The sequence below is a fragment of the Paraburkholderia sp. WS6 genome, assembly GCF_030464835.1.
Lineage (GTDB): Bacteria > Pseudomonadota > Gammaproteobacteria > Burkholderiales > Burkholderiaceae > Paraburkholderia > Paraburkholderia madseniana.
Map to the genome: position 1 here is coordinate 1 of NZ_JALQCK010000084.1, position 12,559 is coordinate 12,559.

The following is a 12,559-nucleotide window of genomic DNA, read 5'->3' on the forward strand; positions in this document are numbered from 1 at the left end:
CGAGAGTTTTGCCGCTGGCGGCGTCGCACCACTCGCCGTTGATCAGAAGACGGGTGTCGGTATAGCTCGAGGTGGCCATGCTGGGTTCCTGTAAGTGGGGAGAACGATAGCTCGCGCGGTCGTGATGCATTGGGCTGACCCTGCGCGGCCAAGGATGGACTGCCGATACCAATCATCTTATCTGATTGCGCGCGATCGCATCGGCGCTGAGCCCACGGGCGGCGGGCGGCACGGGCTTTGCTACTCCGGTTGCCGCGGCGCAGAAACGGGTACCTGAGGGCTACCTGAGCGGTGCCGCGCAAACAGGCGTAAAGTCAAGCAGCAGTAGCACGAACTGGCGGGAGCCGGTGAATGCAACCCAATCAACCAAGGTGCAAACGAGGAATCGACATGCCAACCGGTACAGTGAAGTGGTTCAATGACGCAAAGGGCTTTGGCTTTATCACACCGGACGACGGTGGCGAGGATCTGTTTGCCCATTTCTCGGAAATTCGCAGCGAAGGGTTCAAATCGCTGCAGGAAAACCAGAAGGTCAGCTTCGAAATCAAGCAGGGACCGAAGGGCAAGCAGGCGGCGGACATCAAGCCAGTGTGAAAGCAGTGACCGGCCCGCACGCCCAGGCGGGCGGGCCGGGAGTGGTTTTTCGCGTCCAGGCGCGATTCGCTCGCGTTTCTAACGCAAAACGCGAGTCGGGTTACGCGTACACGTTTCGCGCCTCACCGATCCCATCGAGCAATTCGTTTCGCACGCCGGCGAGCGCCGTGTCGCGCCGGTCACGCGGATACGGTGCGGCAACGTCGATGTCGCGCACCAGCCGTCCGGCGCCACGCTGTCCCTCAGTGTTGAGCAGCAGGACGCGATCGGACAGATACAGCGCCTCATCCAGATCATGCGTGACGATCAGCGCCGCCGTGCCGTGCGCGCGCGTTAGCGACAGCAAGAGGTCCTGCAGGCGCATGCGGGTCATCGCGTCGACGGCGCTGAACGGCTCGTCGAGCAGCAACAGGTCGGGCTGGGAGAAGAGGCCGCGCGCGAGCGCCACGCGTTGCGCCATGCCACCCGAAAGCTGCTTGGGCAATGCCGCGCCGGTGCCGGCCAGACCGACCTCATCGAGCAGTTGGCCCACACGCGGGTCCGCGCCTCGCCGTGGACCGGCGGAAAACGCGATGTTGTCGGCCACGCTCAGCCATGGCAGCAGGCGGGGCTCCTGAAAGATCACGCCGAGGCGCGGCGACGGGCCGTGTTGAGCCAGCCCGTCGAGCAAAATCTCCCCCTCGAAGCCGCGATCCAGGCCCGCCAGCACGCGCAGCAGCGTGCTCTTGCCGCACCCGCTCGGGCCGACCAGACTGACGATCTCCCCGCTCCCGATACCGAACGTCACGCGTTCAAGCACTGTGCGCGCTTCGTAGCGCTTGCTCACGGCACGAACCTGGAGCAGCGGCGGCCGACTTGAAAGATCTGCCGCGTTCAACGCGCACCTCGTGAGGAAGACGGGTCGTTCGCGGTATCGCGCCATGACAGCACGCGCGCTTCGATCGTTTTAAGGATGCTGTCGCTGAGCTTGCCGAGCAGGGCGAGCAGCAGAATTGCGCCGAACACGAGATCGGGCCGGCCGGTTTCCCGGCCATCGCTCAGCAGATAGCCGAGGCCGCGGGTGGCGGCGATCAGTTCGGCGGCGACCATGAACATCCACGCGAGACTCAAGCCCGTGCGCAGTCCGGTGAAGATCTGCGGCAACGACGCGGGCAACAGGATGCGCGTGAATAGCGCCCGCGGACTCAATCGGTTGACTTCGCCGAGGTCGACCAGTTTCCTGTCGACGCCACGAATGCCGGCCACGACGCTCAATTGCACCGGAAAAAACGCGCCGATGGCAACGAGCGTGATTTTCGGCGCTTCGTCAATGCCCATCCACAGCAGCAGAATCGGCACCCAGGCGAGCGACGGAATCGCGCGCAGTGCCTGAAACGCAGGGTCGAGAAGTGCGTCGAGGCGGCGGCTCAAGCCCGTTGCCGCACCGAGCAGAAGGGCGAGTGCGGAGCCGATGCCGAAACCCGCGAGTACGCGCATCGAGCTGGCGCCGATGTGGCGGGTGAGACGCTCGCCGCCCAGTTGCCACAGCGTTTCGGCAATCGTGCTCGGCGCCGGCACGAGGTGCGCCGGCAACACCGAAGCACGCACCAGCACTTCGATCATGGCAAGAAAGGCAAGCGGCAGGATTAATCCGGCCATGCGCCAGCGCTTGAGCGGGTCGCGCGGCAGCGGCGCGGCGCGCGTTGAATCGGCGGCTTGCGGTGCGCGATGCATCGCGCGTTCATCCGTTGTGTGCGATCGGTGCTGAAGTCCGAGCGATTCGTCGGTAGCCATGGGAGTCGGTCGGAGGATCCTCGGGCAGTGGGCGCGCCGGCTCACTGGCCGCTGTTCGCGGCGATAACAGGCTGCGCCGTCTTCACGTCGATCAAGGCGTCGATGACCTGATTCAGATCCGTGCCCGGTTTCACCAGTTGCTCCTGCGCGAGAATCGGCGCGGCCGCTTTGAGCGCGGCAAGTTGCTGCGTGCCCGGCTGCGGATGGTTGAAATCGTTGCGGCTCAGTTGCAGTCTGGCGACCGGCAGCGACAGCTTCGATTCTTCCGAGATGATTTTCGCGGTTTCGTCCGGATGCGCGGCGATCCACAGGCGCGCTTTCTCGTACACCTTGAGCACCTGCGCGAGCGTCTCGGGATGGTCGCGAATGAAATCCTCGCGGGCGTCGAGCAAGCCCCACGTATTGAAGTCGACGTTGCGATACATCAGCTTCGCGCCGTCATCGATTTGCGCGGCGGCCATGTGCGGGTCGAGGCCGGCCCAGGCGTCCACCTGGCCGTTGGCGAGTGCGGTGCGCCCGTCCGGGTGCTGAAGGTTGACGATCTCCACGTCGTCGCGCGAGAGGCCTGCGGTATGCAGTGCGCGTAAGGTGAAGAGGAACGGGTCCGTGCCCTTGGTGGCGGCGATCTTCTTGCCCTTCAGGTCCGCGAGGGTTTTAATCGGCGAGTCCTTGCGCACGACGAGCGCGGTCCATTCGGGACGCGAGAAAACATACACGGCGCGAATCGGATTGCCGTTGGCTTTGGCGAGCACGGCGGCAAGACCCGCCGTTGAACCAATGTCGATCGCGCCGCTGTTCAGATATTCGAGCGCGCGATTGCTGCCGAGGCTCAACACCCATTTGACCTGAGTGTGCTGTGGCGCGAGTTCCTGCTCGAGCCAGCCGTTGCGCTTGATGACGAGGCTTTCCGGTGAATAGTAGGCGTAGTCGAGTTTCAGTTCGGCAGGCGGCGCGGCGCGTGCGATACCCGGTGCAAGGAGGGCGAGCGCGGCCGTTGCCGCGATCAGCAACGCGCTCAGGCCGGCTTGCCGACGTTTCGCATGCTGCGGGTGTGAGGAAATCGAAGAAAGCGAAAAGCGCGCCGTGCCCCGCGGGATTTTCATTGACTGGTCCTGTTATGGTCGTTTAGTTGTGACCGGTCAATGTAGTCAATGCGCATGCTGAACTGAACCAATAAAAACTCACAATCAAAGCAGATCGGCCGCTATGGCGGATGTAGGCCGCTCATTTTTCGTCCTCGGCTGGCTCGACTGGGTGAGACATGTTTCGCGCTGACAGGCAGCGGCACTGCAATGAATGTGTTTCGCCTATAAAATACGAAAGCGCACGCGGGGCGGAGCCCGGTATTAACCACTTAGAACAATGTGGGCCGGGAGTATTTTTCTTAAGGTTTCCTTCAGCTTTGCTCCGTAGTATTTGCGCGATTCGCTGTGCCCGCGCGCATCCCCACGGGCAATAGTTCCGATAGTTTTCCGACAGAAAACTGAAAGCGCCGATCAAAGGCTTGCTGGAGCATTAATGAAAACCCTCTTCTTGCAAGCGCCGTCGTACGACGGCTTCGATGGTGGCGCGGGTTCGCGCTATCAGGCCAAGCGTGAAGTGCGCTCGTTCTGGTATCCGACGTGGCTCGCGCAGCCCGCCGCGCTCGTCCCCGATAGCCGCGTACTCGACGCCCCCGCCGACGGCCTGTCCGTCGACGCATCGCTCGACATAGCACAGCAATATGACCTGGTGGTGATCCACACCAGCACACCGTCCTTTCCCACCGACGCCCTGTTCGCCGAAGACCTGAAGAAGCGCAAGCCTTCGGTGCTGATCGGCATGGTCGGCGCGAAGGTCGCGGTCGATCCGCACAATTCGCTGACCGCGAGCGAGGCGATCGATTTCGTCTGCCGTGAAGAATTCGACTTCACCTGCCAGGAAGTCGCCGAAGGCAAGCCGTTCGCCGGGATCAAAGGCCTGAGCTATCGCGCGGCAGACGGTTCGATCGAGCACAACGAAGCGCGCCCGATCCTGGAGAACATGGACGAGCTGCCGTTCGTGGCGCCCGTCTACAAGCGCGATCTGAAGATCGACAACTATTTCATCGGCTACCTGAAACACCCGTACGTATCGATTTACACGGGCCGCGGCTGCCGTTCGAAATGCACGTTCTGCCTGTGGCCGCAAACGGTGGGCGGGCATCGCTACCGCACGCGTTCGACCGAGAACGTGCTGGAAGAAGTGAAGTGGATTCGCGACAACATGCCTGAAGTCAAGGAGATCATGTTCGACGACGACACCTTCACCGACTTCAAGCCGCGCGTCGAGGAAATCGCCCGCGGCCTCGGCAAACTGGGTGTGACGTGGTCCTGCAACGCAAAGGCGAACGTGCCGTACGCGACGCTGAAGATCATGAAGGAAAATGGCCTGCGCCTGCTGCTGGTCGGCTATGAATCGGGCGACGACCAGATTCTGCTGAACATCAAGAAGGGCCTGCGCACCGACATTGCGCGCCGCTTCAGCGAAGATTGCCGCAAGCTCGGCATCAAGATTCACGGCACCTTCATTCTCGGCCTGCCTGGCGAGACGCAGGACACGATCCAGAAGACCATCGAGTATGCGAAGGAAATCAATCCGCATACGATCCAGGTGTCGCTTGCCGCTCCGTATCCCGGCACGACGCTTTACAACCAGGCGGTCGAGAACGGTTGGCTGGAAGAGAACAAGGTCATCAACCTCGTCAGCAAGTCGGGGGTGCAGCTCGCGGCGATCGGCTATCCGCATCTGTCGCGTGACGAGATCTACCACCAGCTCGAAAACTTCTATAAGCGCTTCTATTTCCGTCCGTCGAAGATCTGGGAAATTCTGCGCGAGATGCTCACGAGCTGGGACATGATGAAACGGCGCCTGCGTGAAGGCGTCGAATTCTTCCGCTTCCTGCGCGCCCACGAGGCGTGAGCGCCGTGCATCTGCTCGCCGTCACGCTGGCCTATGCGTGTGCGGCGGGGGCGGTTTTCGGCATCGCCTACACGGTGTTGGCGGGTGCCCTGATCGGCCGGTTCTTCGCGAGAGCGGTGTCCGAGCCGACCAGCTTTCCGCCGGTCACGATTGTCAAACCGCTGCACGGCAACGAGTGGGCGTTGCTCACTAATCTCTCGAGCTTCTGTCAGCAGGACTATCCGGGCCCCGTGCAATTCCTGTTCGGCGTGCATGATTCGGCCGACCCCGCGTTGCAAGCCGTCGAGGATCTGCGGCGGCTGCATCCGGAAGCGGACATCACCGTGGTCGCCGATGCGCGTCTGTACGGCCCGAACCGCAAGATCAGCAACATCCTCAATATGCTGCCGCAGGCCCGGCACGACGTGCTGGTATTCGCCGACAGCGACGTGAGCGTCGGTCCGGATTATCTGCGCAATGTAGTCGGCGAATTGCAGAAGCCTGGCGTCGGTCTCGTCACCTGCGTGTATCGCGGTGCGCCCGATCCCGGTTTCTGGCCACGATTGTCGGCCAAGGCCACCAACTACCAGTTCCTGCCCGGCGTGGTGACGGGGCTTGCGCTCGGTCTCGCACGCCCTTGCTTTGGACAGAGCATCGCGATGCGACGCGACACGCTCGAAAAAATTGGTGGCTTCACGCCGTTCGTGCAGCACCTGGCCGAGGATCACGCGATCGGCGAGGCCGTGCGCATGATCGGCGAGAAAGTGGTGATTCCGCCGTTCACGATCTCGCATGCCTGCGTTGAAAACAGCGCGACGAAACTGATCGCGCATGAACTGCGCTGGAGCCGCACGATTCGCAGCATCGATCCGCTTGGCCACCTCGGCTCGGTGCTGATTTTTCCGCTCGCCTTTGCGTTGCTCGCCACCGCGTTCTCGGGTGGCGCATGGTGGGCGTGGTCGCTTGCGCTGGTCGCCGTCTGCGCCCGACTCGTTTTGAAACTGCTGTCCGACCGCGCGTTGCGGCAGGCGCATCGCGACCTGTGGCTGTTGCCGTTATGGGATATCGTATCGTTTTCGATTTTCGTAGCGAGCTTCTGGTCCTCGCGCGTGATCTGGCGCGGTTTCAGTTTCAAGGTGGATGGCGACGGCCTGTTGTCGGCGACGCAGGACGGAATGACGGATGAACAGCAGGCTGGGTAAGCAATGAAGCGCGGGTATCTGGAAGGGAGTTGCGAGGACGATGCAGCGTGCCTGAAGCACGCGCGAAGGGTGGCCCCATGATGAAGCATCTCGGCCGCCTCGCCGCGCTTGCCGGCTTGCTGGTGTCACTGTGGCTGGTCTGGCAGGACAATCCCGGCGCCGTGCTTGGTGCACTGCGCGCGGCGGGCGCCGGCCTCTTGCTGGCGGCGATCGCGCACGTGCTGCCGATGCTCGCCAATGCCTGCGACTGGCGCTCGCTGATTCGCGGCCCGAACCGGCCCAGCATTGCCAACATGCTGCATCTGGTCTGGGTGCGCGAATCCGTCAATTGCATGTTGCCGGTGGCGCGTATCGGCGGCGAGGTGGTGTCGTTCCGGATGCTCAAGCGCTGGGGCGTGCGGCCGTCTACGGTGGTCGGCAGCATCATCGTCGATATGCAGCTCACGGTGATCAGCCAGTTGCTGTTCACGATGGTCGGCATCGGTTTTCTGTTCGCGCATGCGCACTCCGACACGCTGCGGCTCGCCGGGCAACTGGCGTGGGGCGTGGTGGTGCTCACGCCGCTGCTGGTGCTGTTCGCACTCGTGCAGCATGCCAGCCCGTTCGAGCGCATCACACGCGCGCTCAATCGGATGACGAGCGGCAAGCTTGCCGCGCTCGTCGGACAATCCGCTCAGATCGACCAGGCCATCAAGCTGATCTGGCGCCGGCGCGGCGTGGTGCTGCGCTATCTGTTCTTCTGGCAACCGCTGCAGTGCTTCCTGACGTCGCTCGAAATCTGGCTCGCGCTGTACTTTCTCGGCGTGCACGTCACGCTGGTCGAGGCGGTGGTGATCGAATCGCTGATCCAGGCGATCAGCAGTGCGGCGTTCTTTGTGCCGGGCGGTCTGGGCGTGCAGGAGGGCGGTTTCATTCTGATCGGCGGCGCGCTGGGTCTCGATCCTTCCATCTGCCTCGCGCTCGCCGGCGCGAGGCGCATTCGCGATCTGCTGGTCTTCGTGCCCGGACTCATTGCGTGGCAATTTGCCGAGTCGGGCAATCGCGAGCCGAAGCGGGCGGAATCAGCAGGGCGGACGGTCGTGGGCGAAGCCAGCCAGCGCTAGTACAACACCTTCATTCTTCCGCTCCCGCATAAGCGGGAAACGACACTTCCACCGCCAGACCGCGCTCGCCGATCCCTGTGCCGAGATGCAGGTTCGCACCGAAATGCTCGGCGATCCTCGCGACGATCGACAGGCCCAGCCCGCTGCCGGTGGCCTGATTGCCGGTCGCGCGGAAAAACCGGTTTGTGAGGCGCGCGAGGTCGCTAGGCGCGACGCCGGGGCCGTCGTCGCGCACGGTGAGCTGCACCCGGCCCGCGTCATACTGCACCGCGACCTCGATGCTGCCGCCGGTGCGGCCATATTTGATCGCGTTATCGAGCAGATTGTCGAGCAGGATACCCATCAGCACGGGCTCCGCATTGATCTCTGCGCGCATGTCGCCGGTGAGCGCCACGCGAATGTCCTTTTGCTGCGCATTGGGTTCGTTGGCAAGCAGCGCGTCTTTCGCCACGGTCGCGGGTCTGAGTGGCGACGTGGCGAGCGTTTCGTGCGCATCCAGACGCGCGAGCAGCAGCAACTGCTCCGCGAGCCGCGCGCTGCGGTCGACGCCTTGCACCACGCGTTCCATCGCCAGCCGCTGTAACGCGGTATCCGATTCGGCCAGCGCGACCTGCGCCTGCACCTTGATGGCGGCGAGCGGCGTCTTCAGCTCATGGGCGGCGTCGGCGGTAAACGCGCGCTCGCGTTCGATAGAGTGCCGCAAGCGCGACAGCACCAGATTGATCGCGTCGACGAGCGGGCGCACCTCGGTCGGCGCGCGGCCAATATCCACCGGTTCCAGCCGGTTGATATCGCGCGCGCGAATGGCGCCGGAGAGGACCTTGAGCGGCACCAGGCTCCAGCCGATGCTGAACCATACCAGCAGCGCGAGCACCGGCAGCGCGAGCAGCGTAGGACGGGCGATCCGGCTCGCGACGCCGCTCACCAGATCGCTGCGGGTATTGGCCGGTTCGAACACGCGCACCGTGTGGCCGAGCGCGGTGTCGCGCAAGGTGAACGTGTGCCACATCTGACCACCCAGCGTCATGTTTTGTGCGCCGCTGGCGGGCGGCACCGGTAAATCCCATGCTTGCAGCGCGCGCAATTGCGGGCTGCCCGCCAGCACCTCGCCGTTCGCGCCGCGCACCTGGAATAGCGCGTCGCGCGGCAGGGAATCGTCGTCGTCGCTGTCGTTCGCGCCGGGTTCGCCGCCTTTTTCTTCTTCGCGCACGTCGATGCGCGCATTGGCCAGGGTGGTCAGATTGCGCTCGTCGAGCAGCGCGAGGATTTGCGCGAGCTCCGCGAGGCGCGCTCCTTCCCATTCGCCGACTTCGCGCGTGGCCTGACGATAGCTCGAGATCAGCGCGATGCCCCACATCAGCACGATGCTGGCCAGGACCAGCATCATCAAACGGCGGCGTATCGATGCCGACATTACGCTTTCTCCACCACGTAGCCGATATTGCGTACGGTTCTGATCAGCTTGGCGCCGAGCTTTTTGCGCAGGTTGGACACATGGACCTCGATCGCATTACTTTCGATTTCTTCCTGCCATCCATACAAACTCTCTTCGAGGCGCGAGCGCGACTGGGGAATGCCCTGATTGGTCAGCAACTGCATCAGGATGGCCCATTCGCGCGAGGTGAGGGGCACGCGCGTATTGCCGACTTCGACGGTTTGCGCGGCGGGATTGACCGTCAGATCCTGATAGCGGATCAGCTCGACGCTGCGCCCCTGCGCGCGGCGCAGCAGGGCCCGGCACCGGGCAATCAGCTCGGTCAGGTCGAAGGGCTTGCCGAGGTAGTCGTCGGCGCCCGCTTCGAGGCCGCCGACGCGGTCCACCACCGTGCCCTTGGCGGTCAGCACGAGCACCGGCACGTCCTTGCCGGCGTCGCGCAGCCGCCTCAGCAGGTCCATACCCGAAACCCTGGGCAAGCCGAGATCGAGCAGGACCAGCGCATAGGCGGTGGTGTCGAGGGCGAGACTGGCCTTGTGGCCGTCGCGGGCCCAATCGACCGTGAAACCGGCTTGACGCAGTCCCGCTTCAATACCGCAGCCGATCAGGTCGTCGTCTTCTACGAGGAGTACGCGCATGGGGGAGAGATTCCGTTTTATGTCTATTGCATGGTGGTGACAGTTTTTTTAAGCAAGCGCCGAGTCACACACCCGAAGTGTAGCTATCATGTTCATTGGACGCTTTATACCTCTTTCTTGCTTAAGGTTTCCTTCAGCTTGAATCGCTACTATCGCCCCTCAGCAGGTAACTGTCGCGTGGCTCGACATGAGCGCGCGAACTACGTCATGTTGTCAGGTCATCGCAACTTAATCGTAAGCACATCGATGGAATGTACGGTTGGCGCTTCTGTCGGCGCGTTTTACCGGCGCAGGTGCCGGCGAATCGCGCCACTGCACGATGCCGCGCGTTCCTTCAGGTCACGAGACCACGCCATGAAGCCAGTCACCACCGACATGCTGCGAGCCCATCTAATGGCGGCTTCACTTACGGCCATGGGTACCGAAGCGCTCGCCTTACTGGCACTGCTGGTGCTGCCGGTTTCGCAGCAGGTCTTCAGTTCCACGGGGTTTCAGACTCTTGCTCTCGCGCTGATCGTGAGCGGTGTCATCGTGATGCGCCTATTCGCGCAGGCCGCTTTCGACCTCGCGATTCAGGGCCAGTACGCCACGCTCGCCGGCCGGCCCGTGTTGATTGAGGCGGACTGTCCGCGGCGCTGGTTCGTCGTTCTTCATCTACGCTTTACCGGCAAACCGTTCGTGCTCGCCGGGCACTGACGGCTACAGGCGATGGTGGCGCACGCATTGACAGCATGCCAATGGATCCTGTTATCCGGCTGCGTCTCGGCCTCGCTCTATGCGATGCTGGCAGCGGTGGCGATGCCGTTCTTCACTGTGCGCCGCGGGGCGCGCGCAACGGTCGCTAGCGTCCCGGCTGCCGCCAGTGCCGCCGCCCGGGCTTCGCATTCTCTGCCTCCTTTCACGAATGTCGGCGTCAGCGTTCTCAAGCCGCTGTGCGGCGCCGAGCCGCGTCTCTACGAAAATCTCAGAACCTTCTGCGACCAGCGCCACGGGCATTTCCAGCTCGTCCTCGGTGTATCTTCGCCGGACGATCCCGCCATCGCCGTGGTGCGCCGTTTGCAGGCCGCCTATCCGATGCACGACATCGAGCTCGCGATCGATACGCGCGTGCACGGCAGCAATCTCAAGGTCAGCAATCTGATCAATATGGCGGAGCGGGCGCGCCATGACCTGATCGTGATCGCGGATAGCGACATCGCCGTCGAAGCGGACTATCTCGACACCGTGGCGGCGCCGCTCGCCGAACCGCGCGTCGGGGTGGTGACCTGTCTCTACGTGGCGCAAGGCGTCGGCGGTTTCTGGCCGCGGGTCGGCGCGCTGTTCATCAACGAGTGGTTCGCGCCGTCGGTGCGGGTCGCGCATGCGGCCGGGTCGCGCCGCTTCGGTTTCGGCGCGACGCTTGCCTTACGCCGCGCGACGCTCGAGCGCATCGGCGGTTTCGCCGCGCTGAAAAACTGCCTCGCGGATGATTACTGGCTTGCCGAACACGTGCGTGCGCTTGGGCTGAGCACGGTGCTGTCGCGCGTGATGGTGGCCACCGATGTCATCGAGCCGACTTTTTCCGCCTTGTGGCAGCGTGAGACGCGTTGGCTGCGCACGATCCGCTCGGTGAACACGCTTGGCTTTGCATTTCTGTTCATCACGTTTCCGACGCCCTGGCTTGTGGCCGGCGCGTGGCTTACATGCAGTCTCGCGAACGGACCGTCCGCCGGCGTGCATCTGTGGGCGGCACTGGTGAGCGGCGCCAGCACGGCGGCCGGGTTTGCTGCGCGCATGCTGATGCATCTGCGTTCCGCGCGTCACGAACGTACTTTCTGGCGCGACTTGCCGCTCGTGCCGTTGCGCGATACCTTGCTGGCACTGCAATGGCTCGCGGGCGCGTTCGGCTCGCATGTGGTGTGGCGTGGCGCACGCGTGCCGGTTGAGGCCTCCGCATCGACGACGCGCGCGAAGGCATTGGGTGTGATTGATGTCATGGAGACTTCGGATGGCGGCTGAGCCACGCGGCCTGATCGTCACTGCCGACGATTTCGGCCTGCATCCCCGGGTGAATCTGGCGGTCGAGCAGGCGCACCGGCACGGCGTGTTGACGGCCGCGAGCCTGATGATCGGCGCGCCTGCCGCGGCCGATGCGGTGGCGCGTGCTCGCGAACTCCCGGGGTTGCGGGTCGGTCTGCATCTGGTGCTGGCTGATGGCGACGCGGTTACGCCGCGCGCGGGGATTGCCGCGTTGCTCGACGAGCATGGCCGCTTTGGCGACAACATGGTGCGGGACGGGGTGCGGTTTTTCTTTTTGCCGCACGTTCGCAGACAGTTGGCGCGAGAGATTCGCGCGCAGTTCGACGCTTTCGCGAGCACGGGGTTGACGCTCGATCACGTCAACACGCACAAGCATTTTCATTTGCATCCGACGGTGCTTGGGTTGATTCTGGAGATTGGCCGCGAGTACGGGATGCGGGCGATGCGTTTGCCGTTCGAGGTTGGTGCGCCGCTATGGTTGCGGCCGTGGATTTCATGGGTGCGGGCGAGGTTGGATCGGGCTGGGATCGTGCACAACGATTATGTTGTTGGGATTGCTAATAGTGGGCGGATGGATGAGGGGGTGTGGCTTGCTGCGCTTGCCGATTTGCCGCGCGGGGTGGGGGAGATTTATTGTCATCCTGCGTTTGCTGGTGATCGGGTTTTGAGTCATGGGATGAGGGATTATCGGCACACCGATGAGTTGCAGGCGCTGTTGTCGCCAAGGGTTGCCGATGCGATTCGGCATTTGGGGGCTCGGGTCGGTGGGTTTGGGGATGTGCTCAGGGTTTGATTTCTTTGCCTGCGCGGCGCTTTTGTCCGTGTTCTTAGGGCGTTGGCCTTTCCTTGTTTTGTTAGTGGTCTATTAGCGTTGCC

Annotated in this window: 12 protein-coding genes; 7 read left to right on the top strand and 5 right to left on the bottom strand. The window is 63.3% G+C overall.

The annotated features are described in order from the left end of the window. Positions 1–390 precede the first annotated feature (390 nt). Positions 391–594 carry a cold-shock protein gene (locus tag M0D64_RS44000; protein WP_007181784.1) on the top strand — a complete coding sequence of 68 codons (204 nt, stop codon included), beginning with the start codon at positions 391–393 and terminating at the stop codon, positions 592–594. A 100-nt stretch (positions 595–694) separates the two neighbouring features. Here the strand turns inward: M0D64_RS44000 and M0D64_RS44005 are convergent, their stop codons facing one another. The 3 genes from M0D64_RS44005 to M0D64_RS44015 form a co-directional block, all read right to left on the bottom strand. Continuing rightward, complete coding sequence (locus tag M0D64_RS44005; protein ID WP_266262196.1) at positions 695–1,516, bottom strand: ABC transporter ATP-binding protein; 822 nt, start codon at positions 1,514–1,516, stop codon at positions 695–697. Beyond that, positions 1,468–2,307: an ABC transporter permease gene (locus tag M0D64_RS44010; protein ID WP_266262202.1), complete on the bottom strand. Its 840-nt coding sequence runs from the start codon at positions 2,305–2,307 to the stop codon at positions 1,468–1,470. The genes M0D64_RS44005 and M0D64_RS44010 overlap by 49 nt, the downstream gene beginning before the upstream one ends. 101 nt (positions 2,308–2,408) lie before the next feature. Beyond that, positions 2,409–3,470 (bottom strand): aliphatic sulfonate ABC transporter substrate-binding protein, encoded by a 1,062-nt coding sequence (locus tag M0D64_RS44015; protein ID WP_266262197.1) that lies wholly within the window; start codon positions 3,468–3,470, stop codon positions 2,409–2,411. 415 nt (positions 3,471–3,885) lie between these two features. Between M0D64_RS44015 and hpnJ the strand changes: the two genes are divergently transcribed. The 3 genes from hpnJ (at position 3,886) to M0D64_RS44030 (ending at position 7,591) form a co-directional block, all read left to right on the top strand. After that, positions 3,886–5,307, top strand: a complete 1,422-nt coding sequence (hpnJ, locus tag M0D64_RS44020; protein ID WP_266240647.1) for a hopanoid biosynthesis associated radical SAM protein HpnJ — start codon at positions 3,886–3,888, stop codon at positions 5,305–5,307. Beyond that, positions 5,304–6,488: a bacteriohopanetetrol glucosamine biosynthesis glycosyltransferase HpnI gene (hpnI, locus tag M0D64_RS44025; RefSeq protein ID WP_266262198.1), complete on the top strand. Its 1,185-nt coding sequence runs from the start codon at positions 5,304–5,306 to the stop codon at positions 6,486–6,488. Before hpnJ ends, hpnI (M0D64_RS44025) begins: the two co-directional genes overlap by 4 nt. A gap of 77 nt (positions 6,489–6,565) precedes the next feature. Next, positions 6,566–7,591, top strand: a complete 1,026-nt coding sequence (locus M0D64_RS44030) for a flippase-like domain-containing protein (RefSeq protein ID WP_266262203.1) — start codon at positions 6,566–6,568, stop codon at positions 7,589–7,591. 10 nt (positions 7,592–7,601) lie between these two features. Here M0D64_RS44030 and M0D64_RS44035 read toward each other — a convergent pair whose 3' ends face one another. Together M0D64_RS44035 and M0D64_RS44040 are read right to left on the bottom strand one after the other, a co-directional pair. Next, complete coding sequence (locus M0D64_RS44035) at positions 7,602–9,005, bottom strand: ATP-binding protein (RefSeq protein WP_266240649.1); 1,404 nt, start codon at positions 9,003–9,005, stop codon at positions 7,602–7,604. Then, positions 9,005–9,664, bottom strand: coding sequence for a response regulator transcription factor (locus tag M0D64_RS44040; protein WP_154565655.1), 660 nt, complete (start codon positions 9,662–9,664; stop codon positions 9,005–9,007). The genes M0D64_RS44035 and M0D64_RS44040 overlap by 1 nt, the downstream gene beginning before the upstream one ends. Positions 9,665–10,018: 354 nt before the next feature. Here M0D64_RS44040 and M0D64_RS44045 point away from each other — a divergent pair, with 354 nt between their 5' ends. Genes M0D64_RS44045 through hpnK form a run of 3 tightly spaced genes read left to right on the top strand, consistent with a single transcriptional unit; the run spans position 10,019 to position 12,476 of the window. Continuing rightward, positions 10,019–10,360, top strand: a complete 342-nt coding sequence (locus M0D64_RS44045; RefSeq protein WP_171929407.1) for a hypothetical protein — start codon at positions 10,019–10,021, stop codon at positions 10,358–10,360. A 12-nt stretch (positions 10,361–10,372) separates the two neighbouring features. After that, the gene (hpnI, locus tag M0D64_RS44050; RefSeq protein ID WP_266262200.1) at positions 10,373–11,662 is read left to right on the top strand and encodes a bacteriohopanetetrol glucosamine biosynthesis glycosyltransferase HpnI; all 1,290 of its coding nucleotides are present in this window, start codon (positions 10,373–10,375) and stop codon (positions 11,660–11,662) included. Then, positions 11,652–12,476: a hopanoid biosynthesis-associated protein HpnK gene (gene hpnK, locus M0D64_RS44055; protein ID WP_266262201.1), complete on the top strand. Its 825-nt coding sequence runs from the start codon at positions 11,652–11,654 to the stop codon at positions 12,474–12,476. The genes hpnI (M0D64_RS44050) and hpnK overlap by 11 nt, the downstream gene beginning before the upstream one ends. The last annotated feature ends 83 nt before the right edge of the window (positions 12,477–12,559 follow it).

Bases quoted from the DNA above. Each gene is read 5' to 3' on its own strand.
- M0D64_RS44000 (WP_007181784.1), top strand. From the start codon at position 391: ATGCCAACCGGTACAGTGAAGTGGTTCAATGACGCAAAGGGCTTTGGC.
- M0D64_RS44005 (WP_266262196.1), bottom strand. From the start codon at position 1,516: ATGGCGCGATACCGCGAACGACCCGTCTTCCTCACGAGGTGCGCGTTG.
- M0D64_RS44010 (WP_266262202.1), bottom strand. From the start codon at position 2,307: ATGCATCGCGCACCGCAAGCCGCCGATTCAACGCGCGCCGCGCCGCTG.
- M0D64_RS44015 (WP_266262197.1), bottom strand. From the start codon at position 3,470: ATGAAAATCCCGCGGGGCACGGCGCGCTTTTCGCTTTCTTCGATTTCC.
- hpnJ (WP_266240647.1), top strand. From the start codon at position 3,886: ATGAAAACCCTCTTCTTGCAAGCGCCGTCGTACGACGGCTTCGATGGT.
- M0D64_RS44030 (WP_266262203.1), top strand. From the start codon at position 6,566: ATGATGAAGCATCTCGGCCGCCTCGCCGCGCTTGCCGGCTTGCTGGTG.
- M0D64_RS44035 (WP_266240649.1), bottom strand. From the start codon at position 9,005: ATGTCGGCATCGATACGCCGCCGTTTGATGATGCTGGTCCTGGCCAGC.
- M0D64_RS44040 (WP_154565655.1), bottom strand. From the start codon at position 9,664: ATGCGCGTACTCCTCGTAGAAGACGACGACCTGATCGGCTGCGGTATT.
- M0D64_RS44045 (WP_171929407.1), top strand. From the start codon at position 10,019: ATGAAGCCAGTCACCACCGACATGCTGCGAGCCCATCTAATGGCGGCT.
- hpnI (WP_266262200.1), top strand. From the start codon at position 10,373: ATGGTGGCGCACGCATTGACAGCATGCCAATGGATCCTGTTATCCGGC.
- hpnK (WP_266262201.1), top strand. From the start codon at position 11,652: ATGGCGGCTGAGCCACGCGGCCTGATCGTCACTGCCGACGATTTCGGC.